The sequence below is a fragment of the Alcaligenes sp. 1735tsa3 genome (genome assembly GCF_024134565.1).
Lineage (GTDB): Bacteria > Pseudomonadota > Gammaproteobacteria > Burkholderiales > Burkholderiaceae_B > Alcaligenes > Alcaligenes phenolicus.
Genome location: NZ_CP099862.1, coordinates 3,529,609 through 3,551,786 on the forward strand (window position 1 = coordinate 3,529,609; position 22,178 = coordinate 3,551,786).

At 57.3% G+C, this 22,178-nt stretch carries 24 protein-coding genes; 11 read left to right on the forward strand and 13 right to left on the reverse strand.

All coding sequences use genetic code 11. From position 1 onward, the window contains the following. Nucleotides 1–17 precede the first annotated feature (17 nt). The 8 genes from NIZ92_RS16330 to NIZ92_RS16365 form a co-directional block, all read right to left on the reverse strand. On the reverse strand, nucleotides 18–509 hold the full coding sequence (locus tag NIZ92_RS16330; RefSeq protein ID WP_026484397.1) for a glycine zipper 2TM domain-containing protein: 492 nt from the start codon (nucleotides 507–509) through the stop codon (nucleotides 18–20). A gap of 57 nt (nucleotides 510–566) precedes the next feature. Beyond that, nucleotides 567–1,508 carry a carbohydrate kinase family protein gene (locus tag NIZ92_RS16335; protein WP_060186665.1) on the reverse strand — a complete coding sequence of 314 codons (942 nt, stop codon included), beginning with the start codon at nucleotides 1,506–1,508 and terminating at the stop codon, nucleotides 567–569. A gap of 8 nt (nucleotides 1,509–1,516) precedes the next feature. Further along, complete coding sequence (locus tag NIZ92_RS16340) at nucleotides 1,517–2,764, reverse strand: zinc-ribbon and DUF3426 domain-containing protein (protein WP_254002281.1); 1,248 nt, start codon at nucleotides 2,762–2,764, stop codon at nucleotides 1,517–1,519. A 24-nt stretch (nucleotides 2,765–2,788) separates the two neighbouring features. Beyond that, the gene (gene prmA / locus NIZ92_RS16345) at nucleotides 2,789–3,709 is read right to left on the reverse strand and encodes a 50S ribosomal protein L11 methyltransferase (RefSeq protein WP_009460614.1); all 921 of its coding nucleotides are present in this window, start codon (nucleotides 3,707–3,709) and stop codon (nucleotides 2,789–2,791) included. A gap of 96 nt (nucleotides 3,710–3,805) precedes the next feature. Next, the gene (gene accC, locus NIZ92_RS16350) at nucleotides 3,806–5,155 is read right to left on the reverse strand and encodes an acetyl-CoA carboxylase biotin carboxylase subunit (protein ID WP_009460612.1); all 1,350 of its coding nucleotides are present in this window, start codon (nucleotides 5,153–5,155) and stop codon (nucleotides 3,806–3,808) included. A gap of 4 nt (nucleotides 5,156–5,159) precedes the next feature. Further along, nucleotides 5,160–5,612 carry an acetyl-CoA carboxylase biotin carboxyl carrier protein gene (gene accB, locus NIZ92_RS16355; RefSeq protein WP_009460610.1) on the reverse strand — a complete coding sequence of 151 codons (453 nt, stop codon included), beginning with the start codon at nucleotides 5,610–5,612 and terminating at the stop codon, nucleotides 5,160–5,162. An 86-nt stretch (nucleotides 5,613–5,698) separates the two neighbouring features. Next, nucleotides 5,699–6,133, reverse strand: a complete 435-nt coding sequence (gene aroQ, locus NIZ92_RS16360; RefSeq protein ID WP_009460608.1) for a type II 3-dehydroquinate dehydratase — start codon at nucleotides 6,131–6,133, stop codon at nucleotides 5,699–5,701. A 161-nt stretch (nucleotides 6,134–6,294) separates the two neighbouring features. Continuing rightward, nucleotides 6,295–6,759: a TlpA disulfide reductase family protein gene (locus NIZ92_RS16365; protein WP_232466626.1), complete on the reverse strand. Its 465-nt coding sequence runs from the start codon at nucleotides 6,757–6,759 to the stop codon at nucleotides 6,295–6,297. A gap of 141 nt (nucleotides 6,760–6,900) precedes the next feature. Here NIZ92_RS16365 and mpl point away from each other — a divergent pair, with 141 nt between their 5' ends. The 8 genes from mpl to NIZ92_RS16405 all read left to right on the forward strand — a co-directional run bounded on the left by mpl (nucleotide 6,901) and on the right by NIZ92_RS16405 (nucleotide 15,420). Then, nucleotides 6,901–8,265: a UDP-N-acetylmuramate:L-alanyl-gamma-D-glutamyl-meso-diaminopimelate ligase gene (mpl, locus tag NIZ92_RS16370; RefSeq protein ID WP_060186662.1), complete on the forward strand. Its 1,365-nt coding sequence runs from the start codon at nucleotides 6,901–6,903 to the stop codon at nucleotides 8,263–8,265. Nucleotides 8,266–8,293: 28 nt separating this feature from the next. Beyond that, nucleotides 8,294–8,881: a YqiA/YcfP family alpha/beta fold hydrolase gene (locus NIZ92_RS16375; RefSeq protein ID WP_026484405.1), complete on the forward strand. Its 588-nt coding sequence runs from the start codon at nucleotides 8,294–8,296 to the stop codon at nucleotides 8,879–8,881. Between the two features lie 41 nt (nucleotides 8,882–8,922). Then, nucleotides 8,923–10,812 carry a ribonuclease catalytic domain-containing protein gene (locus NIZ92_RS16380; protein WP_022983598.1) on the forward strand — a complete coding sequence of 630 codons (1,890 nt, stop codon included), beginning with the start codon at nucleotides 8,923–8,925 and terminating at the stop codon, nucleotides 10,810–10,812. A gap of 5 nt (nucleotides 10,813–10,817) precedes the next feature. Then, the gene (locus tag NIZ92_RS16385; RefSeq protein ID WP_254002282.1) at nucleotides 10,818–11,687 is read left to right on the forward strand and encodes an energy transducer TonB; all 870 of its coding nucleotides are present in this window, start codon (nucleotides 10,818–10,820) and stop codon (nucleotides 11,685–11,687) included. 106 nt (nucleotides 11,688–11,793) lie between these two features. Then, entirely contained in the window at nucleotides 11,794–12,645 is an 852-nt protein-coding gene (gene aroE / locus NIZ92_RS16390) for a shikimate dehydrogenase (protein WP_035270447.1), read from the forward strand. Nucleotide 12,646: 1 nt separating this feature from the next. Beyond that, entirely contained in the window at nucleotides 12,647–13,366 is a 720-nt protein-coding gene (mtgA, locus tag NIZ92_RS16395; RefSeq protein WP_035275164.1) for a monofunctional biosynthetic peptidoglycan transglycosylase, read from the forward strand. Nucleotides 13,367–13,419: 53 nt separating this feature from the next. Next, a complete protein-coding gene (gene lptG, locus NIZ92_RS16400) occupies nucleotides 13,420–14,580 on the forward strand; it encodes an LPS export ABC transporter permease LptG (RefSeq protein ID WP_022983599.1) in 1,161 nt (386 codons plus the stop codon). A gap of 3 nt (nucleotides 14,581–14,583) precedes the next feature. Further along, entirely contained in the window at nucleotides 14,584–15,420 is an 837-nt protein-coding gene (locus tag NIZ92_RS16405; RefSeq protein WP_115634419.1) for a symmetrical bis(5'-nucleosyl)-tetraphosphatase, read from the forward strand. A 5-nt stretch (nucleotides 15,421–15,425) separates the two neighbouring features. Here NIZ92_RS16405 and NIZ92_RS16410 read toward each other — a convergent pair whose 3' ends face one another. The 4 genes from NIZ92_RS16410 to NIZ92_RS16425 form a co-directional block, all read right to left on the reverse strand. After that, nucleotides 15,426–16,190: a 1-acyl-sn-glycerol-3-phosphate acyltransferase gene (locus NIZ92_RS16410; protein ID WP_009460588.1), complete on the reverse strand. Its 765-nt coding sequence runs from the start codon at nucleotides 16,188–16,190 to the stop codon at nucleotides 15,426–15,428. A 23-nt stretch (nucleotides 16,191–16,213) separates the two neighbouring features. Further along, the gene (gene ruvX / locus NIZ92_RS16415; protein WP_009460586.1) at nucleotides 16,214–16,621 is read right to left on the reverse strand and encodes a Holliday junction resolvase RuvX; all 408 of its coding nucleotides are present in this window, start codon (nucleotides 16,619–16,621) and stop codon (nucleotides 16,214–16,216) included. Nucleotides 16,622–16,637: 16 nt separating this feature from the next. After that, a complete protein-coding gene (locus tag NIZ92_RS16420; protein ID WP_009460584.1) occupies nucleotides 16,638–17,159 on the reverse strand; it encodes a YqgE/AlgH family protein in 522 nt (173 codons plus the stop codon). Between the two features lie 112 nt (nucleotides 17,160–17,271). Continuing rightward, the gene (locus tag NIZ92_RS16425) at nucleotides 17,272–17,436 is read right to left on the reverse strand and encodes a rubredoxin (protein WP_009460582.1); all 165 of its coding nucleotides are present in this window, start codon (nucleotides 17,434–17,436) and stop codon (nucleotides 17,272–17,274) included. 122 nt (nucleotides 17,437–17,558) lie between these two features. Between NIZ92_RS16425 and NIZ92_RS16430 the strand changes: the two genes are divergently transcribed. Genes NIZ92_RS16430 through hemL form a run of 3 tightly spaced genes read left to right on the forward strand, consistent with a single transcriptional unit; the run spans nucleotide 17,559 to nucleotide 20,393 of the window. Then, entirely contained in the window at nucleotides 17,559–18,386 is an 828-nt protein-coding gene (locus NIZ92_RS16430; RefSeq protein WP_009460580.1) for a bifunctional hydroxymethylpyrimidine kinase/phosphomethylpyrimidine kinase, read from the forward strand. Beyond that, the gene (thiE, locus tag NIZ92_RS16435; protein ID WP_022983601.1) at nucleotides 18,379–19,065 is read left to right on the forward strand and encodes a thiamine phosphate synthase; all 687 of its coding nucleotides are present in this window, start codon (nucleotides 18,379–18,381) and stop codon (nucleotides 19,063–19,065) included. Before NIZ92_RS16430 ends, thiE begins: the two co-directional genes overlap by 8 nt. Before the next feature lie 44 nt (nucleotides 19,066–19,109). After that, complete coding sequence (hemL, locus tag NIZ92_RS16440) at nucleotides 19,110–20,393, forward strand: glutamate-1-semialdehyde 2,1-aminomutase (RefSeq protein WP_035270437.1); 1,284 nt, start codon at nucleotides 19,110–19,112, stop codon at nucleotides 20,391–20,393. Nucleotides 20,394–20,448: 55 nt separating this feature from the next. On the opposite strand, the gene NIZ92_RS16445 is transcribed toward hemL, so the two are convergent. Then, a complete protein-coding gene (locus NIZ92_RS16445; protein ID WP_009460576.1) occupies nucleotides 20,449–22,098 on the reverse strand; it encodes an AMP-binding protein in 1,650 nt (549 codons plus the stop codon). Nucleotides 22,099–22,178: the final 80 nt, after the last annotated feature.

A 22,178-nucleotide genomic window follows, 5' to 3' on the forward strand; every position in this document is an offset into this window, starting at 1 on the left:
AAGCACTAAGGCTTTGATTACAAGGGCACCACGCGAGTTGGGCCATTACCACTAAGCATACGTACACGCTGACCAGCGGACAGAGGTACATCGGCTTCCTGGGCCACCACACGGGTTTCGCCATTATCCAGTTGAACCGTGATTTCCAGACCCTGGGTCTTGCCCATGCGGTTTTCAACCGCATTACCAACCAGACCGCCCAGAATCGCACCACCGATACTGGCCAGGATGCTACCGCGGCCACCACCAATGCTGCTGGCAGCGACACCACCCAAGGCTGCGCCACCCACGGTGCCCACGCCCGAGTTCTGGTCTTCCTGAATAGTGACGGCGCGTACCGACACCACGGTACCCAAACGCACGATCTGTTCGCGCTGAGCCTGACCGTAGCTGTACACCGAGCTGGATGCCGATTTATTGGCACAACCTGCCAGCAAAAACACGGGGGCTGCCAGACTCGCCACTACCAGCAGACGCACTTTGGGTCGATCGAAAAAAGAAACGTACATACGGTTTACTCCAAAAAACGTAGCTGGCCGAATCATAAAAAACTATCGAGCGCTCTTTTACAGACTGCGCTCAATACCATAGTGCTGTTTTAGCATGGCCGAGATATCTGACCGTTTAAATTCATGATTTTGCGGGCCATCCGCCTGAATTTTAATACTGCCCATCAAGTTACCCAAGCTGCAAGCCTCCTGCCAGCTCCAGCCTTTTGTAAGACCATATAACAAGCCAGCGCGATGAGCATCGCCACAGCCGGTGGGATCGACCACATTTTCCACGGGCACAGGGGCTATCTCGTAAGTCTGACCATTGTGATAAAGCGTGCTGCCATGCTCTCCACGCGTCACGACAGCGGCTTGCAAGCCCTGGGCAATCTCGGCCATGCTCTTGGAGGTGCGCTGCTCGATAACTTCGGCTTCGTATTCGTTAGCCGTAAGAACTTGACACAGTTCCAGCATCTCCAGCAGGTCCTCACCCGCGAACAAAGGCATGGCCTGACCCAGGTCGAAAATAAAGGGCGTACCCTGCGCATGCAGGTGACGGGCATGAGCAAACATGCCGTCTTTGGAATCCGGAGCCACAATGCCCCATGCCGCTTCCTGACCAGACAAATCGATCTGGGCAGAATTGATCATGGCGCCCGGGTGGAAAGAGGTGATCTGGCTGGCGGCCAGGTCTGTGGTGATAAAGCACTGAGGGGTGAACATCTCGGGCATCACACTCACCATACTGGTATCAATACCCAGGTTCTGCAGACGCTGTACATAATCCACACCGTCGCTGCCAACAGCCCCCACAGGAACAGGCTGGCCACCCAGCATGTTCAAGGTGTAGGAGATATTACCCGCACAACCGCCCCACTCTTTACGCAAGCTGGGCACAAAGAAGGACACGCTCAGGGTTTTGATGCTGTCGGGCAAGATGTGATCTTTGAAGTACCCCTCGAAAACCGCGATCGTATCAAACGCGATCGAACCACATACCAGCACTCGCTCGGTCATAAATTACCTTAAGGAAAAAAAGGGCTAATCTGGTAGCCATTAACTTGGAGCTGCCCGGTATTCAAAGGCAGGCGCACCATGATTTCACTGCGCGCTGCAAAAGCAGGCTCACGTCGCTCGGAAGCCAGGTACTGATCGGGCGTAATATTGCGCCGGGCGATCAAGGCTCCGGAAAAATCTTTCAAATCCAGTACCAGCGTAGGCCACTCCTGGGGCCGTTCAAACTCGTTGCGCAGCGTAAAGCCCAAGGTGGACTGTCCGGGCTGATTCGGCGCTTTATGCAAGGCCGAAGCCTGCACGCGAATCTGGTCCAGACGACGTTCGTAGGGAACCTTGCACGACAAGGTCTGACACGCGCTCTCGAACACGGGACGCAGCATGGGTATCTGGCTGACAATCTGTACGCGATACACGTACATCAGCTGCACGACGAACAGGACAACACCCAGAACGCACAAGCTGGTCCAGATCAGCGAACCCACACGCTGACCAAAACTGGCTTCGCCCTCATAACGTGTTTCGCGTTGCAAGGCTGGGTTGGGGTCAATGACCCAGTCCTGCTGAAAATCCTCGCCATCACTATCATGCGTACCATCAGCCTGACGCGAGGGGAAAGAGGCGCGCAAGGCACTGGCACGGTCGCCCACACTGAACTCAGGCTCGGCAGCCGACCACGATGCCTGACCAATATGATGGTCCCCATCTGGCTCAGAAACAGAGCCGGTCGATACGAAAAACGAGGTGTCCTGATCATCCTGCGGCAAAGGCTCGTGTCTGGAGCGGGCGCGAATGACCGACGGCTCTACCGACTCAACCGCAGGCTCTGCCGGGCGGACAAAAGGCTCGGTAGCTACAGCAGCAGGCGCGGCCGGAGTGACAGGTGCTTGTGTCAGGATGGAGTCGGGGAATTTGCGTACCTGCAAGGACTCGTGGGCCGTGCCTTCATCACGCGGCGGGGCGTGACGGGAGTGCTCCACAAATCGCGGCCCCGGAATGGGCGCTTGCAGGTCCACCGACTGCACCTGTTCCTGCCGTGGCGAAACAGGTGGCTCGGGCGCCAGACGCGGCTCGATCTGAACCGGCGTGGCGGGGGAGTGATAGGAAGGCTCAGGGGCTTGCTCATCAATGACTTCTTCAAAGCCATCGAAGATATGCGCACATTGAATGCAGCGTATATAGCCCCGGCGGCGTTGCAGCGTTTCTACACTGGCTGCAAACGATGTCCCGCAACGGGGGCAGCGAGTCTTTAGCTCCATGAACTCACCTTAAGTTCTGCCGTCTTATAACGGGCGTTGACCAGCCAAACACACCCAGCCATCGCGCTCCTGCCAAACCGACATGGGCAAGTAGGAGGAATAGACCTCGATCATTTCCTCGGCCTGCCAATCGTAAATACCGGACAGGATCAGATGCCCGCCCGGTTTGACACGGTTGGCCAGCATGGGAGCCAGCATACGCAGGGGATTGGCCAGAATGTTGGCGACAACCAGATCCGTTTGCCCTGCGGGCATGGCATCGGGCAGCAAGCCTTCAACCTCGACCTGATTGACTTGCGCATTGTAGCGCGTGGCAATCACGGCCTGCTCGTCAATGTCCACACCAACCGTATGGCCAGCACCCAGCTTGCGGGCGGCAATCGCCAAGATACCGGAGCCACAACCGTAGTCCAGCACGGTCTGACCCGCTTGCACATGATGGGCCAGCCAATCCAGACACAAATGCGTCGTGGGGTGACTGCCGGTACCAAAGGCCAGGCCGGGGTCCAATTCAATGCGCACCAGGCCGTCATCGCCTTCCTGGGCGACTGGCAGGTCCTCGTCGTCCTTGTGCCAGCTGGGCACAATCAAGATACGATCGCCCACCGGGATGGGACCAAACTGCGATTGCGTCAAACGAACCCAATCCTCGTCGGGTACTTCGCGCACGCTCCACTGGGCCTTTGCAGGATCCAGCACACCGGCTTCAAAAAGTGGTTGCAACAACTCTTCAGGCTCCAGCTCCTCGGGCAGCAAGGCCACCACCCGATTTCGGTCCCAGGCCAGCACATCCGGTTCGATACCAGGTTCGCCAAACAGGGGCTTTTCCTGGTCGGTATCACCATCGGCATCTTCCACCGACACCGACAAGGCGCCCGCCTCAAGCAAGGCATCGGACAAGCGCTCGGCCTCGTGTTCCTGGCAGCTCAGTAAGAGTTCACGCATACATAGTTTCCATAAAGCAAAACAGGGGGCTCGCCCCTGTTTTACGTAGTCATCATTCTTGTCAGGTCAGGCCTGTGGCCTGACCTGTTGCTGCCCTTACTTGCTACGTTGGGCCAGCTTTTGTTCCAGGTAGTGAATGCTGGTGCCGCCTGCCTTGAAGCTGGCGTCCTGCATCAATTCCCGGTGCAGATCCACGTTCGTCTTGATCCCTTCCACCACCATTTCGGACAAGGCAATGTCCATACGGGCAATGGCTTGCTCGCGCGTCTTACCGTAGGTAATCAGCTTGGCAATCATGGAATCGTAGTACGGCGGCACGGTGTAGCCGGTGAACACGTGCGAGTCGATACGCACGCCAGGGCCACCGGGAGTGTGCCACTTGGTAATCAAGCCCGGGCTTGGTACGAAGTTGAATGGATCTTCCGCGTTGATACGGCATTCGATCGAGTGACCTTCAAACTCGATGTCACGCTGGCGCAGCACGAACTTCTCGCCTGCGGCCACTTTGATCTGCTCCTGGACCAGATCAATGCCGGTGATCATTTCAGTGATGGTGTGTTCGACCTGAATACGGGTGTTCATCTCGATAAAGAAGAACTCGCCGTTTTCGTACAGAAATTCAAACGTACCAGCACCGCGGTAACGCATGCGACGGCAGGCATCAGCACAACGCTCGCCGATGCGTTCGATCAGGCGACGTGGAATACCTGGAGCCGGTGCTTCTTCAATCACTTTCTGGTGACGACGCTGCATGGAGCAGTCGCGCTCACCCAGCCAGACGGCATTGCGATCACCATCAGCCAATACCTGAATTTCGATATGGCGTGGATTCTCGAGGTACTTTTCCATGTAGACCTCGGGATTATTGAACGCAGCGGCGGCTTCGGTTTTGGTCGTGGCAACGGCCGTCAGCAAAGCGGCTTCGGTGTAGACCACGCGCATACCGCGACCACCACCACCGCCTGAGGCCTTGATGATGACCGGGTAGCCCACTTCACGGGCAATGCGCACGATTTCTGCGGGATCGTCGGGCAAGGCGCCATCCGAACCGGGAACCACAGGCACACCGGCCTCGATCATGGCTTTTTTGGCCATGACCTTATCGCCCATCGTGCGGATGTTCTCGGGACGTGGGCCGATAAAGACAAAACCGCTCTTTTCGACACGATCAGCGAAGTCCGCGTTTTCAGCCATAAAGCCGTAGCCAGGGTGAATGGCTTCCGCATCGGTGACTTCTGCTGCCGAGATAATGGCAGGCATGCTCAGGTAGCTGTCACGGGCTTGGGCGGGGCCAATACACACGGCCTCGTCGGCCAGACGCACGTACTTGGCACCACGATCAGCTTCAGAATAAACGACGACTGTCTTGATACCCATCTCGCGGCAAGCGCGCTGGATACGCAAGGCAATTTCGCCCCGATTGGCGATTAGGATTTTTTCAAACATATCATCAACCGATGACGAACAGAGTCTGACCGTATTCCACCGGCCCGCCGTTTTCAACCAGAATTTCCTTGATCACGCCGGACTTGTCGGCTTCGATCTCGTTGAGCAGCTTCATGGCTTCGATAATGCACAAAGGCTCGCCTTCCTTGACCGTCTGGCCCACTTCCACAAAAGGAGCAGCGCCTGGGCTAGGAGCACGGTAGAACGTGCCGACCATAGGAGCCTTGACGGCGTGGCCTTCGGGAACGGCGGGTGCAGCGGGAGCTGCGGCAGGAGCGCCAGCGGCGGGGGCTACCACCTGGGCTACAGGAGCCTCGGGAGCATAGACCACGGGAGCTGCCGAGCTTTGCGAAAATTTCACAATGCGAACCTTGTCATCACCTTCAGTGATTTCCAGTTCGGCAATGCCAGACTCGGCTACCAGATCGATCAGGGTTTTGAGTTTTCTAAGATCCATGCGTACTTCCCGCAACGCCGCACTAGCCACTGACTGGGTCAGGACGGCATTAAAAAAATATTGGTCAAAAAAACGAAACGAACCGCCTAACTATTCAAAGCAAACCGCAGCGCGGCTTCATAACCGTAGGCCCCCAAACCAACAATGACACCGCTAGCGATGTCAGAGAGATAGGAGTGGTGACGGAACGGCTCACGACGGTGAACATTGGACAGATGAACTTCAATAAACGGAATACCGACACCGGCAAGCGCATCCCGTATCGCCACGCTGGTATGGGTGTAGGCCCCAGCATTGATCAGGATGAAATCCACGCCCTCGGTACGGGCTTGATGAATTCGATCGACGAGCCCGCCTTCGTGATTACTTTGAAAAAAATGACACTGCGCGCCATGCTGGTCGGCCAGCACCTGTAAACCACTGTTGATATCGTCGAGAGTCTGATGTCCGTAGACATCGGGTTCTCGGGTACCCAGCAGGTTGAGGTTGGGCCCGTTAAGGACCAGGACATGTTTCGCCATAGCGGATTTTTCGTCAAGACAGACCGCCTTTTTACGCTAAATAACGTCATTTGTCCATAAACCTGCTTGGCTTACAAACAGTTAGCATTGGTCCCATCCCGTTTGAAACAGGGGTGGGCCAGACCGACAATTTGACGAAATTAAGCGAAAAAGTCGGCCAGTTAGCGTTGAGCTTTAATAACTTCGTCCAACTTTTCGGGATCTATCTGGCCCAAAATGCGTTCGCTGACCCGGCCATTGCTGCCAAACACGACAGTAAAGGGCAATCCGCCCTTTTTATTGCCCACGCTGCGCATTTGTTTCAGGCCGCCCGAACCAGCCAGCAAAATGTCGTAACTGACCGGCACGCGTTCCAGAAACTCTTTCACGTTATCCAGCGAGTCCACTGCAATACCCACAAAGTTCACCTCGGGGTAGCGTTTGTGCAGTTCCTGCAGATCCGGCATTTCCTTGACGCAAGGTGCACACCAGGTCGCCCAGAAGTTGACCACCAGGGGCTTGCCTATATAAGTAGAGAGCGCGCGATCTTCGCCCTGAAGATCCTTGAAGCTTTGCGCCAGGAAGGGGTCTGAAGGCAGCAAACTGGCCCAAGGGGCGGGATGCAGGGCCAAAAGACTTGCACACACTAGCGATTTCTGCAGAAAAAGACGCCTACGCATACCGGCTCACACCTGAAAAAATATCATCTGGGGATGATAGCACCGGCCCTCACCAAAGCTCACGCATCAGATCAAACAGTCGTCTAGAATACAGGCCGGAGGATTGTCATGCACATACATATACTAGGAATTTGCGGCACATTCATGGGTGGTCTGGCCCTGATTGCCCGCTCGGCTGGCCATACGGTTACCGGTTGCGATGCCGGGGTCTACCCGCCCATGAGCACGCAGCTGGAAGAACAAGGCATTGAGCTTATTGAAGGCTTTGGCGCAGAGCAAACCAGGCTGTCCCCTGATCTCTATATAGTGGGCAACGTGGTGACGCGCGGTAATCCTCTGATGGAAGCCATTCTGGATCAGGGTCTGCCTTATACATCCGGCCCGCAATGGCTGGGCGAGAACATTCTGCACAAGCAGCACGTTCTGGCCGTGGCCGGCACGCACGGCAAGACCTCCACCAGCTCCATGCTGGGCTGGATCCTGGAGCAGGCCCAGCTGTCCCCCAACTTCCTGATCGGTGGCGTGGCCCCCGGCCTGGGTGTGTCGGCCCGCTTCAATCCAGAACAATCCTTGTTTGTGATCGAGGCCGACGAATACGACACCGCCTTTTTCGACAAGCGCTCCAAATTTGTTCACTACCGCCCCCGCACGGCCATCCTGAACAATCTGGAATACGATCATGCTGATATCTTCCCTGATCTACACGCCATCCAGACCCAATTTCACCATCTGGTGCGTACCATCCCCTCCACCGGGCTGATTCTGCGTCCCACCCACACCCCCAGCCTGGACGAAACCCTGGCCCGTGGATGCTGGACGCCGGTTGAACAGTTTGGCCCCGACGGAGATTGGGACAGCAAGGCAATCAGCGCCACCTCTTTCGACGTGATGTTCAAAGGCCAGTCCCAAGGCATCGTCCAATGGACACTGACCGGCGAACACAATCGCCTGAACGCTCTGGCCGCCATCGCCGCTGCCCACCACGTGGGCGTCAAACCTGAACAGGCTTGCGCGGCACTGAGCCAATTCGCTGGCATCAAGCGCCGTATGGAAGTGCGTGGCGTGGTCAATGACATTACCGTCTACGACGATTTTGCCCATCACCCTACCGCCATTGCTACTACGCTAGCCGGTTTGCGCAGCCAGACAGGTAAAGCCACCCGAATTCTGGCCGTGCTGGAGCCACGCTCCAACACCATGAAGCTGGGTGCCATGGCTGCCCGCCTGCCCGGTTCGCTGGAAGATGCCGACCTGGTTTTTTGCTACGGCGAGACCCAGGGCAAGCACGCGCTGGGTTGGGATGCGGCCAAGGTCCTGGCTCCTTTAGGGGATCGCGCCACAGCGTGGAATGATTTGGATAAAATGGTTCAGGCCATTGTTCAGGCCAGCCAGCCCGGCGATGCCATTGTCGTGATGAGTAACGGCAGCTTTGGCGGCATTCATCAGCGCCTGCTGGATCAACTGTCACGCTGACCCTCTTATCTATATAGCAGGTGCCTCCATGATCCTCTATCTACACGGCTTTCGTTCCTCGCCTTCGTCCTACAAAGCGCAGCGCCTGAAACAAACCATGCAGGACAGGGGCTTGCTGCACCTGTGGCGCTGCCCGCAATTGCCCGCCAGCCCGGCCCAGGCCATTGCCATGTGCAAGCGCATTGTGGACACGGAAATGCAGGCCGGCATGAGCGCCGATCAATTGTGTGTGATCGGCTCCTCGCTGGGCGGTTACTATGCCAGCCACCTGGCGCAGCACTATCACAGCCGCGCCGTGCTGCTTAACCCGGTGGTCTACGCAGGGCGCGATCTGGCTACGCAGGTGGGCGAGCATGTCTGTTATCACTCGCCCGACCCGTTTCACTTCCTGCCCGACTATGTGGATGAGCTCAACGACATTCACGTACCACGCCCCAGCGATCCCCAGCGCTTTTACCTGCTGGCCGCCAAAGGTGATGAAGTCCTGAACTGGCGCGAGATGGCGGACTGGTACAAAGGCAGCCAAGGTCACATTCTGGAAGGCGGAGATCACGGCCTGACCGACTTTGATCCCTGGATCGACGAAATTTTGCGCTTTGCCCTGCAACAACCTTAACTATCTTTACCGGATGGCCAGCACCATCCAGATGGAAAATCATGTACGTCCTTTTTGAAGACAGCGGTAATTTCAAAGCAGAAAAAATATTTTCTGACAGCGATACCACCATGCAGGTGGAATCCGCGTCTGGCAAACGCAGCAAAATAAAGAAAAACAGCGTTCTATTTACCTTCGAGCAGCCCGCCCCGGCAGAACTGCTGGAAAAAGCCCAAGCGCTGGCCGAATCCCTGGATATCAATTTTTTATGGGAATGCGCCCCCCAGGAGGAGTTTGAAGCGTCCACGCTGGCACAGGATTATTTCGGTCACGCGCCCAGCGCTGTCGAAAAAACCGGCACCATCTTTGCCCTGCACAGCGCACCCGCCTACTTTCACCGTCGTGGCAAAGGGCTGTACCGCCCTGCTCCGCCAGAAATTTTGCAAGCCGCTCTGGCCGCCATTGAAAAGAAACGCCTGCAGCAAGAGCAAATCCAGACCTGGGCCGAACAGATGATCAAGGGCGAACTGCCGCCCGAAGTTGCCGAGAAAGCCAGCACCTTCCTGACTCAGCCAGACAAGAACACGCTGGAGTGGAAAGCGTTTGATCAGGCCCAGAAAGAACTGGGTGTCAGCACGGAAAAGCTTCTGCTGTCGCTGGGTGCCTGGTCCAATCCACTGACTTTGCATCAACATCGCTTTTTGGCCGCGCACTTCCCCAAAGGGACAGGCTTTCCGGAGATTGCCCTGCAAAATTGGGGGCAGGACCTGCCCGAGGCCGATGTCACCGCCTACTCGGTGGACGACGCCAATACGATTGAAATTGACGACGCCCTGTCCGTCCAGCATCCGGAACCGGGCCGCCTGCGTATCGGGGTTCACATTGCCGTGCCTTCGCTGGCCTTGGCTCGTGGCAACGAGATCGACCAGATTGCCCGCAATCGCATGGCAACGGTATACACACCGGGCTACAAGATCCCTATGCTGCCGCCCGAGCTGATCGCGCATTTCTCCCTGGATCAAGGGCAGACTCGTCCTACCCTGTCGCTGTATGTAGACGCCGACATCAGCACTGGTGAAATCCTGTCGCATCAGACTCGTCTGGAACGCATTACCGTGGCGGGCAACCTGCGCCAGCACGAGCTGGACCCGCTCATCAGCGAAGAAGCTCTGGCCGACGAAAACGCCGAACTGCCCTATGCACAATGGCTGCGTCCGCTATGGAACTTCTCGCGCCAACTGTCAGCCCAGCGTGAAGCCGTGCGTGGCAAACCGGAAAACAATAACCGTGTGGAATACAGCTTCGAGCTGGATGGCCCGCACGACGATCCAAACTCCATCATTCGTCTGGTGCCACGCGTGCGTAATGCGCCGCTAAGCCTGCTGGTGGCTGAATACATGATTCTGGCCAATCAGTTGTGGGGCGGTTTGCTGGCCGAGCACAATGTGCCCGGTATTTACCGCTCCCAGCAGTTCATGCGTACGCGTATGTCCACCACCCCCGGCCCGCACGAATCCATTGGTGTGCCGCAATACATCTGGTCGACCTCGCCTCTGCGCCGTTATGTGGACCTGATCAATCAGGGCCAGATTCTGGCGGCGGCCGAGCACGGCATCTCCGCACGCCTGGCCGCCCCCTTCCAGCCCAAGGATGCGGATCTGTACGCCATTATTGGCGCCTTTGAATCGCAATACACCCAGTGGTCGGACTACCAGTCGTCTCTGGAGCGCTTCTGGTGCCTGCGCTGGCTGCAACAAAACGACATCAAGCAAGTCCAGGCCAACTTCATCAAGGAAGATCTGGTGCGCCTGAGCAATGCGCCGCTGGTTCTTCATGTCCCCGGCCTGCCAGCACTTGAACGTGGTCAGGAAGTCACGCTGGATCTGTTGTCCTTCGACGAACTGGCTTTGACGGTGGAAGCCCGTTTGCGCTCGGTCGCCACGGCTGACTGACGATCATGACCAAGCTCGACCGCCGCCACGCGCCCAAAGACTATTTGTGGCTGGCGGTCGCCCTTTCGGCACTGATTCATCTTTTGCTGATCTTCTGGCCGGCTCGCGCGCCCTCGCCCGCACCAGCCAACAGTCTGGATGTAGCACTGGTCAATTTCAGTACCGACTCGGCACCGTTAAGCCCCCAACTGTTGGCGCAGTTGAATCTGGATGGCGGCGGAGAGCATCAGCAAGGGCAAGCCAGCAATCCTTTGCCGCTGACCGATCCCAATCTGCCGAATCAGTTAGTGCTGGAAGCCTTGCGTGCACGCCAGCAAAGCCTGGAAGCTGAACAGCAGCGCCTGCTGGGCGAGCTGGAAAGTCAGGACAAGGTACCTTTGTCGACACCCAGCTTTGAATATATTGGCGCGTCCATTGAGCCCGGCCCGGACGACCATGATCTGGACCCACAAGTGCAAAATAGCCAACTGGCGATTTTGCGCGAGCAGATTCGTGAACAACAACGCCAACCCCGCTACCACTATGTAGGCCCCAGCGCCAAAGCCAGCGAACAAGCCCAGTACCTGGATCAGTGGCGTCAAAAAATTGAGCAGACCGGCACCCGCCACTATCCGAAGCAAAATGGCGAGCAACTGTACGGTCAGCTGCAAATGACAGTCTATATCCGGCGCGATGGCAGCCTGCTGCGTGCCCAGATTACTGAGCCTTCAGATCAGGCCGCCTTGAATCTGGCGGCCCGCCGCATTGTGGAACTGGCCGCCCCCTTCGCCCCCCTGCCCGAACAAGTGGCTCCTGGCTCGGATGTACTCGTCATTACCCGCAGCTGGAGTTTTACGCATGACAGGCTCAGTATGCACGGCACGGATGTGCAATAAGATCGTATTGTCCACAGCAAGCTCTGGCAAAAGCAGACCCTAGGGTAAAATATGCGCTTTCAGCCTTGGGGCTGACACCTCACAACAAGACAAGCATCGCTTAACCATGCCCGACACGACTCCCGCCAAGCGCTACGGCGTTATTGGTCACCCTATCGAGCACAGCCGCTCTCCACAAATCCATACGCAGTTTGCCAGCCAGTTCAATCTGGCCCTGAGCTACGAGCGCATTCTGGCACCACTGGATGGCTTTAACGCCACCGTGGAGGAGTTTTTCAAGGACGGCAGCGGCCTGAATGTCACCTTGCCCTTCAAAGAGCAGGCTTATGATCTGGTGGGCCCACGCTTGAGCCGTCGCGCTCGCATGGCCGGAGCCGTCAATACGCTATGGCTGGAAGATGGGCAGTTGCACGGCTGCAATACCGATGGCGTGGGCCTGTGCTCGGACCTGCTGCGTGTCGGCCACAACCCGGAAGGCAAGCGTATCTTGCTGATCGGTGCAGGTGGTGCCTCGCGTGGAGTGGTGTTCCCTTTATTGGAAGCCGGTTGCGAAATGCTGCACATCATCAACCGCACCAGCGCCAAAGCCTACGACATTCGTGAGCAGGTCGTTGCTCTGGACCCGGATGCCTCCCGCCGCCTGAGCGCGGGCGGTCTGGACGATCATTGTGGCGACTGGGACATTGTGATCAATGCCACCTCGGCCAGCCTGAACCAGAATCTGCCCGAACTGCCAGATGCCCGTTATCGCAGCAACTCTCTGGCCTACGATATGTTTTATGCCAGCGAACCCACTGCCTTCATGCGTGCCGCCGAGCAAGCCGGTGCCACACATAGCAAAGATGGCCTTGGCATGCTGGTAGGCCAAGCGGCCGCCAGCTTTCAGATCTGGCACGGCGTAGAGGCCGATGTCGAACCCGTACTGGCCCAGCTGCGCCAGGACATCGGACAAATCTGACGTGCGTCGCCTTCTGGCCCATCCCTGGAAACTGGCTGGCCTGGCCGTTCTGGCCGTGGCCGCTGGTGTTCTGCTTTATCAGATCGCCCTGTTTCTTATGGTGCTCTGGTACAGCGTGGTGCCGCCCCGCATGACCACCTTCATGGCGGCCGAACAGGGCCAGTTGCGCAGCGCCAATGCGGATGCCGAACTGCGCTATCAATGGGTGCCGTACGACAAGATCAGCGCCAATTTGAAACGCGCAGTGATTGCCTCCGAAGATTCGAACTTCCTGAACCATTCGGGGGTCGAATGGGATGCCATTCGCAAAGCCTGGGAATACAACCGCCGCCAGTCGGAAAAGGGCTCTACCCGCCGTCGTGGTGGTTCTACCATTTCCCAGCAACTGGCCAAGAATCTGTTTCTATCGGAATCACGCAGTTATCTGCGCAAAGGTCAGGAATTGATTCTGACCTATATGATTGAAACCGTCATGAGCAAGGAGCGCATCCTGGAGCTGTACCTGAACGTAGCTCAATGGGGAGAAGGCGTTTTTGGTGCCCAGGCGGCGGCACGCCACTACTTCAAGGTTGATGCGGCCAAGCTCAGTGCCATGCAGGCCGCCCGTCTGGCGGGCATGTTGCCCAACCCGGCCTACTATGACAAAAACCGTAACAGCCCCTATTTGCAATCGCGCACGCGCACTATCAGTCAACGTATGCGACAAGTCGCTATTCCCTGACTGCAATCCGCATTTTTGTTAAGCTAGCCACGTCTTTCCTGGGCCCTATTTTCATGCGCACCGCACGCCGCTATCTCGCTTCCGAAATCTATCGCTCCAGCGCCGTGGTGCTGATTGCCCTGCTTGGCCTGTTCACCTTTTTCGCCCTGATTGAAGAGCTGGACAAGGTCGGTTCCAAGTTCACCCTGATGAATCTGTTTTACATCCAGGCCCTGGAGCTGCCCACCCGTCTGTACGACCTGCTGCCCATTGGCCTGTTGATTGGTGCCACCCTGGCCCTGGCCAGTCTGGCTCAGCGCAATGAGCTGGTAATTTTGCGTGCGTCAGGCGTTAGCGGCCTGCACATGATGCTGATGCTCTGGACCATTACCCTGCCCCTGGTAGGGGGGGCCTTTGTTTTGTCCGAGTATGTCACCCCCATGGCCGAGATCAAATCCAGTGAGCAAGGCATGGCCTTGCTGGGACGTTCCGGTGGCGGCCGTCTGGACAGTGGCTACTGGTTCAAGGAGAGCAATGACAGTGGCGGGGTGCGCATCATCAATATTGCCAACCTGCAGGGCGATGGCAAAGTAAGCGATGTCAGCGTGTTCGACTTCGCGGATGGGCAGCGCCTGAGTGCAATGACTCAAGCGCCCAGCGGACAGTTCCACAAGAACCAGCTGGACTTGCAGGACGTTACCGAAACCCAAGTCAATGAGCAGGCCCACACGGCTCTGTCACAGGATAAGGCACCTGATCAAGCGCTGGTCAAAATTGAAAAACGCCCCACCTTGACGCTGACCACCACGCTAACGCCGGATCGACTGATTGCACGCGTCGTGACCCCCGAGCGCATGTCCATTCTGGACCTGAAGGATTACATCGGCTACCTGGACGCGAACAAGCTGCAGACCAAACGTCAGGTTGTGGCCCTGTGGCGCAAAGTCGCTTACCCCTTTACCTTGCTGGTCATGATTACCATTGCTGCGCCTATCGGCTTCATGCAGACCCGCCACGGCGGTGTGGGCACCAAGGTCTTTACCGGTATCTTGCTGGGCGTGGGCTTTTTCATGATCAATCAGCTGGCCTTGAACGTGGCCATGCTCAGCAATCTGGCGCCGTGGGTCACCGCTCTGGTTCCGAACCTGATCGCCATGGCCATGGCCTTGAGTGCTCTTATCATGATGGAAAACCGGCACAACCGGCGTCGTCGCAACTCCAGCACAACCAACTAAATCATGTCCTTAGCTACTTCCCCTGCCATCTGGGCGATTGGTGATATTCAAGGCTGCTGCCGCCCCCTGGACAGCTTGCTCAGCCATCCTGATGTTGCAGCCGACAGCCAGGCCAAATTCTGGTTTGCAGGCGATCTGGTCAACCGTGGCCCGGACTCTCTGGGAGCGTTGCGCCTGATTCGTTCTCTGGGCGATCGCGCCGTCTGTGTACTGGGCAACCACGACATTCACTGTCTGGCAGTCGCTGCCGGGGTGCGCAAGCCCGGCAAACAGGATACCTTGCAGGAACTGCTGGCCGCGCCGGACGCACAAGAGCTGCTGGACTGGCTGCGACACCAACCGCTGGCTCATTATGAGCATGGCCATCTGATGGTACATGCCGGAGTGCACCCCGACTGGAGCCCGGAGCAAACGCTGGAATACGCCCACGAGCTGGAAGCACTCTTACGTGCGGATGACTGGCAAGAAAAGATTATTGAGTTGTTCGGCAACAACCCGGATCGCTGGGATGCTGGGCTACAAGGCTACGATCGCCTGCGCGCCATTGTCAGCACCTTGACCCGCATGCGCATGTGCGATGTGAATGGTCGCATGGACTTCAAGCACAAGGGTGCGCCGGATGCCGAGTCCGGCTTGCTAGCGTGGTATGAAATGCCGAATCGCGCCTGTGCCCAGGTCCCTATTATTTTTGGACATTGGTCTACGCTGGGCTTGCTGAACACGCCTACCGTGATCAGTCTGGATACCGGCTGCGTCTGGGGTCGCCAGCTTAGTGCTGTACGCCTGCAAGACCGCCATCTGGTTCAGATTCACTGCCCGGAAAGCAAGAAACCGGGCTAAAGCCATCAGGCCTCGACAGTGACGGCCTCGGGGCACACGACCGCACGGATCTGTTCACGAGCTGTTTGTGCCGTTTGCGAACGTCCCCACTCCGTACAGGATTGAGCCGGCATCAGGTCCAGAAAATGGCAGTGCACAGAGACATTACGCGCACTGAGCAGAACCCAGATATTGCCAACCAGAGACTGCTCGCCCACAAAGGCAAAGCGCTCACTGCGCTGACCTTTCTGCTCAAATACCAGAGCCACCGGCTGAATATCCACATTCAGGCTGATAGCCGTCTCAAACAAACTGGCGTGGAAAGGCTGTACATCCAGTCCGGTTGAAGTGGTGCCTTCAGGGAACAGACCTACGGCATCACCACGCTCAAAGCACACAGCCATTTGCTGGCTGACAATCTGAATGGCGCGACGCTGTCCGCGCTCAATGAAAACCGTCCCGGCACCCGCCACCAGCCAGCCAATCACTGGCCAACGGCGAATATCGCTTTTTGCAATGAAAGAGGTACTACGCACGCTGTTGAGTACAAAAATGTCCAACCAGGAGATATGGTTGGACACATAGAGCACGGAGCGATCCTGAACGGCCTGGCCGTGCTGCAGTACACGCACGCCGCAGATCAGCATCAAGAGGCGCGACATGCGCAACACCATGACGCGGCGCCCGCCTGGACGCAATACCGGAAAAAGCAGACCGACGCTTAACAAGCCGACCACGATCCACACAATCAGAGCGACAGCGCGCCAACTAAAACGAAATAAACTAATCAAAAGGCTGCAACCTTGTAGAGAGCTCAGGCCGGTGGCAGGCTGTCCAGATATCGCTGCAGGATCACGCAAGCTGCCATGGCATCATCATCGTCATTATTGCCCAGCAATTCTTGAGCCTCCATGCTGGAGCCCCGCTCATCGACCAGGTCTACTGCAACGCCATAGCGACCGTGCAGTTGGTTGGCAAAACGCCGACACCGCAGCGAAGCATACTGCTCGCCACCATCCAGGGTCAAAGGCAAACCTACCACGACGCGATCGGGCTGCCATTCCTTGAGCAAAGCCTCGATAGCCGCAAAGCGCTGTTCCCGTGTAACGGGCCGCAAAATCGTATAAGGGCGGGCCTGGCGCGTCAAGGTGTTGCCTAGCGCCACGCCAATTTTTTTCAGGCCATAGTCAAAGGCCAGCAAGGTTTGCGCCGAGCTGACCATTGACGGTGTTTCGTGTTCAGGCATGGCCCGCAGCACCTGTCAGGGTAAAAGGACTGATTCCCAGCAAAGCCAGGGCGCGATCATAGCGCTCCCCAACCGGGGTAGAAAACAGGATTTCATGGGTAGCCTTGATGCTCAGCCAGGCATTGTCGGCCATCTCGCTTTCCAGCTGGCCCGCAGCCCAACCGGCATAACCCAGCGTGACCAGCATATGCACTGGCCCCTGGCCTTGGGCCACGTCCTGCAGCACATCCCGCGAAGTAGTCAGAGTCAGATCACCTACCCCCAGACTGGAGGTATAGGTTTTATCGGAATCATGGAGAACAAAGCCGCGATCCGTTTGCACCGGTCCACCGAAGTAGACAGAAGTCGCGGCCAGATCAGCCCGGTTTTCCACATCCACCTCGATACGAGACAGCAGCTCAACCAGGCTCAGATCCGTTGGTCGATTGATAACAAGGCCCAAGGCACCTTGCTCATTATGTTCACAGACATAAATCACCGTGTCGGCCAAGCTGCCCGAAACCACACCGGGCATGGCAAGTAACAGGTGGTGCGTTAGATCAGCGCTTTCTTGGATTAGCGGGGACTGGCTAGTGGCACTCATACACACCTCCCGTCAAAACAAACCACCTTGGAACTTGAGATGATCACACTTGGATCATTTCGAAGTCTTCCTTACGAGCGCCGCATTCGGGACAGACCCAGTTCGGAGGGACGTCTTCCCAGAGTGTGCCCGGCGCAATGCCTTCCTCAGGCAAACCTGCTTCTTCATCATAAATCCAGCCGCAAATCAGGCACATCCACGTACGCATAGTATTCCTACTGTATTTGTAAACATAGTCCGATCCGCGTGCAAATCGGGGCAATCCATTAAAATGGGGTTCATATTACTAAATTACTCAACCCGTGACATCCAGAGCCTTGCCGGCCCTGCATGGGTAACCAAGACAAGATGGCTGCTGAAATCAAAAATTCAAGTCCTGCTCTGGCGCTCGTGCTGGCTCCTTATGATCCCAGCGGCGGTGCCCACCTGCCCGCCGATGCCATCACTGGCGCTCATCTGGGCTGCCATATCGTCAGCGTGCCCACCGCCTTGCTGGTGCGCGATAGCGCGCAGCAAGAAAACATTCAGACCCTGGCAGAGGACATTGCCGACGACCAGGCGCGCTGCTTGCTGGAGGACATGAACATTCAGGCCATCAAGTGTGGTCCTGTCTACAGTCCTGAAATCGCCAGCATGGTGGCCGAGCTTTGCTCCGACTACCCTGAACTGCCCTTGGTCCTGCACCTGAGCGCCATGCCCACCGGCCTGGACGAGCTGGATGCGGACGATGCTCTTGATGCCAGTTTACGCCTGCTCCTGCCCCTGAGCTCCTTATTATTGATCGACCACCCCAGCCTGGAGCGCTGGCAGGCCGACGAGCTGCTGGGCGACACCCCCGATGCCGTGGAAACCTTGTTGAATAACGGAGCCAATGCCGTACTGGTCACCGGCGTCCCCGGTGCTGCCGGACAATGGCACACGCGCTTTCAGGGACATCACGGTCGTCTGGACTACAGCATGCCGCTGGATGGCGGCCTGCGTCAGCAGGACATAGACAGTTTGCTGGCTACCGCCTGCCTGAGCTTTCTGGCTCAAGGCCACGAGCTGGATAACGCGGTAGAATCAGCCTTGTTGCACCTGCAGGCACGTGCCAGTGACACCTTCCAGCCCGGTATGGGCCACCGCCTGTTCAACCCTGTTGCTCCCCAAAATGACTGACGCCACCACCCTGCGCTTTCCTGCCGGTCTATACGGCATTACTCCCGAATGGGACGACACCGCCCGCTTGTTGAACGCAGTACGTGCCGCTCACGAAGGGGGTTTGCAGGTCTTGCAGTTCCGTCGCAAGAACGGCCCGGAACCAATCCGCCAGCAACAACTCAAAGAGTTGATCAAGCTGTGCCTGTCTTTGGATCTGCCGCTATTGGTGAACGATCACTGGAGCTGGGCGCAAGAGTTTGACGTGCAAGGCGCGCACCTGGGTAAAAGCGATGGCGAGTTGACCCAGGCCCGTCAGGCACTGGGGCCGCAAGCCCTGCTGGGACGCTCCTGCTACAACAGTCTGGATCTGGCTCGCCAGGCCCTGGCAGACGATGCAGACTACATTGCCTTTGGTGCCATGTACCCTTCCAGCGTCAAACCCGAAGCCCCCCCGGCTGAACTGAACACCTTGCGACAAGCTCGACTGCTTTGCCAAGAACAAGAACACGAGGGACGACGTGCTGCCATTGTTGCGATTGGCGGCATCACACCCGAGAAAATGCCCGAACTGCTGGAAGCAGGGGTCGATAGCGTTGCCGTTATCAGCAGCCTGTTTGAAACCAGCGATATACGCGCCACGGCGCAACGCTTTACCGACTACTTTCACGCCCAGGACTCATCGCGCTTTATGCGCTGACCCCTTGCCTGGCCTTGACCTTTTCACATCTGGATTCTTGCCTCATGTCCCGTAACTCCGAACTTTTTGAACGTGCCTGCAAAGTCATCCCCGGCGGCGTCAACTCGCCCGTCCGTGCCTTCGGTTCCGTGGGCGGCACCCCGTGCTTTATCGAACGCGCTCAGGGCCCTTACATCTGGGATGCAGACGGCCAGCAATACACGGACTACGTGGGTTCCTGGGGACCGGCCATTCTGGGCCACTCCGATCCGGACGTTATCAAAGCCGTACAGGAAGCCGCCGTACACGGCCTGTCCTACGGCGCGCCTACCGAAGGCGAAGTCGTGCTGGCTGAAACTCTGACCAAAATGCTGCCGTCCATCGAGCAAGTGCGTCTGGTCAGCTCCGGCACCGAAGCCACCATGAGCGCCATTCGTCTGGCCCGTGGCTTTACCGGCCGCAACACCATCATCAAGTTTGAAGGCTGTTACCACGGCCACGCTGACAGTTTGCTGGTCAAAGCCGGTTCCGGCTTGCTGACCTTTGGCAACCCCACCTCTGCAGGCGTGCCAGCCGAATTTGTCGGCCACACCCTGGTGCTGGACTACAACGATCTGGACGCCGTGCGCGATGCTTTCAAGCAGAAAGGCAGCGAAATCGCCTGCATTATCGTTGAGCCTTTTGCCGGCAACATGAACCTGGTGCGCCCAGCCCCCGGCTTCCTGGAAGGCTTGCGCGAACTGTGTACCGAATACGGTGCCGTACTGATTTTTGACGAAGTCATGACCGGCTTCCGTGTTGGCCCTCAAGGCGTGCAAGGCCTGACCGGCATTCGTCCTGACCTGACCACCCTGGCCAAGGTGATTGGTGGCGGCATGCCCGTCGGTGCTTTCGGTGGCCGTCGCGACATCATGCAATGTGTCGCTCCCGTCGGTGGTGTTTACCAGGCAGGCACCCTGTCCGGTAACCCTGTTGCTGTGGCCGCAGGTCTGGCAACCTTGAAGAAACTGGCTCAACCCGGTTTCTACGACACCCTGACAGCCAACACCGCCAACCTGATCCAGGGCTTGAAGGCCGCTGCAAAAGAAGCAGGCGTACCTTTTACGGCAGACCACCAGGGCGGCTTGTTCGGTATCTACTTCAGCGAAACCGTGCCCACCTCCCTGGCCCAAGTGTCGGCTGGCGACATCGAGCGCTTCAAGCAGTTCTTCCACGCCATGCTGGACAAGGGTGTGTACTTCGCACCCTCGGCCTTTGAAGCAGGTTTTGTTTCGGTGCAGCACACCCCGGACATTACCGACGCCACTGTGCAAGCGGCACGCGAAGTTTTTGCCACCTTCAAAAACTAAAAGCGCCGGACAAAAAAAGCGGGCTATATGCCCGCTTTTTTTATGCTCTGAACACTCAGTCTTGCGCCATCTGCCGCAAGACAAAGCGCTGCAACTTCCCTGTCTCGGTACGAGGCAAGGAAGTCACGAACTCAATGGCGCGTGGATACTTGTACGGCGCTGCGTTCTCTTTCACAAAATCCTGCAGCTTCTTTTTCAGCTCATCGTTTCCGGTAAAGCCAGGCTTGAGCACAATGAAGGCCTGCACAATCTGGCCCCGTTCTTCATCGGCGGCACCTACAACGCCACACTCGGCCACAGCCTCGTGCTTGAGCAAGGTGCCTTCCACTTCAGGACCGGCAATGTTGTAGCCCGAGGAAACAATCATGTCGTCGTTACGAGCCTGGTAATACAGGTAGCCGTCCTCGTCCATCTTGAAGGTGTCGCCAGGGAAGTTCCAACCGCCCTGAACAAACTGCTTCTGACGCTCGTCATTCAGGTACTTGCAGCCTGTAGGCCCCTTTACGGCCAAACGGCCTACCGTACCGACTGGCACCGGATTCAGATCATCGTCCAGAATCGTGGCGACATAACCGGGCACCACTTGGCCAATGGCACCAGCACGCACTTTTTCAGGTGGGCTGGACACGTACACGTGAATCATTTCCGTGCCACCAATGCCATCTGTCATCTCGATGCCGCTGGCCTGCTTCCAAAGCTGACGCGTCGCATCTGGCAAGGCTTCGCCTGCCGACACGGTGGCACGCAAGCTGGCCAAGGAGTAACGATCCACCAAACCAGCCATCTGACGATAGAAGGTGGGTGCGGTAAAGCTCATGGTCACTTTGAAGCGATCAATCATGCCCAGCAGATCGGAAGGCGTCAGACGCTCCAGCAGGACAGTGGATGCACCCACACGCAGCGGGAAGCACAGCAGACCGCCCAGGCCGAAAGTAAAGGCCAAAGGAGGCGTACCGCAGACCACATCATCCGGGGTCAAACGCAGTACGTGACGCGAGAAGGTATCGCACATTGCCAGCACATCACGATGGAAGTGCATGCAACCTTTGGGCTGGCCGGTCGTGCCGCTGGTGAAAGCGATCAGACAAACATCGTCAGCCGCCGTATCGCAAGCGGTGAACTCTTCGGGCTTGTCAGCCAACAAGGCTTCCAGACCCTTGGCGCTTTCATCGTTAAAGCACAACAGTTGCTTCAGAGCAGGCGTGTAGGAATCATGCGTGGAGTCCATGCAGTGTTCCAGCTCTTCACGCAGGCGCTCGTCACACAAGGCAGCATGAATCTCGGCCTTGTCCAGAATCGTCTTCAGTTCCACCGCCCGCAACAAAGGCATGGTGGGAACCGTGACCAGACCGGCCTTGATGCTGGCCAACCAGCAGGCGGCCATCATGGGATTATTGGGACCACGCAGCAAAACCCGGTTGCCGGGCACAAGCTTCATGTCCTCAACCAGAACATGAGCAATACGGTTGGTCAGCACGTCCAGCTGCTTGTAGGTCAGGCTGCGATTCTCATCGCCCTGTGCCCACTGCAAAGCCACGCGATCACCATGCCCCGCTGCTACCTGCTCTCCCAACAGCGCCACGGCACAATTGAGACGAGCGGGATAGTCCACATCCGGATTGCCTTCCAGCAACATCTCTGGCCACCACTCCATGGGTGGCAGATTGTCGCGTGCAAAGGTATCAAGGTGCGCTGAACGTTCCATCCTTATCTCCTGCGTAGATTACGCCCCACTCAGGCGTAGACCTTGGTCCATCAAAGGCGCCAGCCAAATTGGCAAGGTCT

Excerpts from the sequence above, each read along its gene's own strand:
- ruvX (WP_009460586.1), bottom strand. The coding sequence starts at position 16,621 with ATGGTCAGCTCGGCGCAAACCTTGCTGGCCTTTGACTATGGCCTGAAA.
- NIZ92_RS16335 (WP_060186665.1), bottom strand. The coding sequence starts at position 1,508 with ATGACCGAGCGAGTGCTGGTATGTGGTTCGATCGCGTTTGATACGATC.
- NIZ92_RS16380 (WP_022983598.1), top strand. The coding sequence starts at position 8,923 with ATGTACGTCCTTTTTGAAGACAGCGGTAATTTCAAAGCAGAAAAAATA.
- mpl (WP_060186662.1), top strand. The coding sequence starts at position 6,901 with ATGCACATACATATACTAGGAATTTGCGGCACATTCATGGGTGGTCTG.
- NIZ92_RS16340 (WP_254002281.1), bottom strand. The coding sequence starts at position 2,764 with ATGGAGCTAAAGACTCGCTGCCCCCGTTGCGGGACATCGTTTGCAGCC.
- prmA (WP_009460614.1), bottom strand. The coding sequence starts at position 3,709 with ATGCGTGAACTCTTACTGAGCTGCCAGGAACACGAGGCCGAGCGCTTG.
- NIZ92_RS16430 (WP_009460580.1), top strand. The coding sequence starts at position 17,559 with ATGGGTAACCAAGACAAGATGGCTGCTGAAATCAAAAATTCAAGTCCT.
- NIZ92_RS16405 (WP_115634419.1), top strand. The coding sequence starts at position 14,584 with ATGTCCTTAGCTACTTCCCCTGCCATCTGGGCGATTGGTGATATTCAA.
- NIZ92_RS16330 (WP_026484397.1), bottom strand. The coding sequence starts at position 509 with ATGTACGTTTCTTTTTTCGATCGACCCAAAGTGCGTCTGCTGGTAGTG.
- NIZ92_RS16425 (WP_009460582.1), bottom strand. The coding sequence starts at position 17,436 with ATGCGTACGTGGATGTGCCTGATTTGCGGCTGGATTTATGATGAAGAA.
- accC (WP_009460612.1), bottom strand. The coding sequence starts at position 5,155 with ATGTTTGAAAAAATCCTAATCGCCAATCGGGGCGAAATTGCCTTGCGT.
- aroE (WP_035270447.1), top strand. The coding sequence starts at position 11,794 with ATGCCCGACACGACTCCCGCCAAGCGCTACGGCGTTATTGGTCACCCT.
- NIZ92_RS16420 (WP_009460584.1), bottom strand. The coding sequence starts at position 17,159 with ATGCCCGGTGTGGTTTCGGGCAGCTTGGCCGACACGGTGATTTATGTC.
- hemL (WP_035270437.1), top strand. The coding sequence starts at position 19,110 with ATGTCCCGTAACTCCGAACTTTTTGAACGTGCCTGCAAAGTCATCCCC.
- NIZ92_RS16445 (WP_009460576.1), bottom strand. The coding sequence starts at position 22,098 with ATGGAACGTTCAGCGCACCTTGATACCTTTGCACGCGACAATCTGCCA.
- aroQ (WP_009460608.1), bottom strand. The coding sequence starts at position 6,133 with ATGGCGAAACATGTCCTGGTCCTTAACGGGCCCAACCTCAACCTGCTG.
- NIZ92_RS16375 (WP_026484405.1), top strand. The coding sequence starts at position 8,294 with ATGATCCTCTATCTACACGGCTTTCGTTCCTCGCCTTCGTCCTACAAA.
- NIZ92_RS16385 (WP_254002282.1), top strand. The coding sequence starts at position 10,818 with ATGACCAAGCTCGACCGCCGCCACGCGCCCAAAGACTATTTGTGGCTG.
- thiE (WP_022983601.1), top strand. The coding sequence starts at position 18,379 with ATGACTGACGCCACCACCCTGCGCTTTCCTGCCGGTCTATACGGCATT.
- accB (WP_009460610.1), bottom strand. The coding sequence starts at position 5,612 with ATGGATCTTAGAAAACTCAAAACCCTGATCGATCTGGTAGCCGAGTCT.
- lptG (WP_022983599.1), top strand. The coding sequence starts at position 13,420 with ATGCGCACCGCACGCCGCTATCTCGCTTCCGAAATCTATCGCTCCAGC.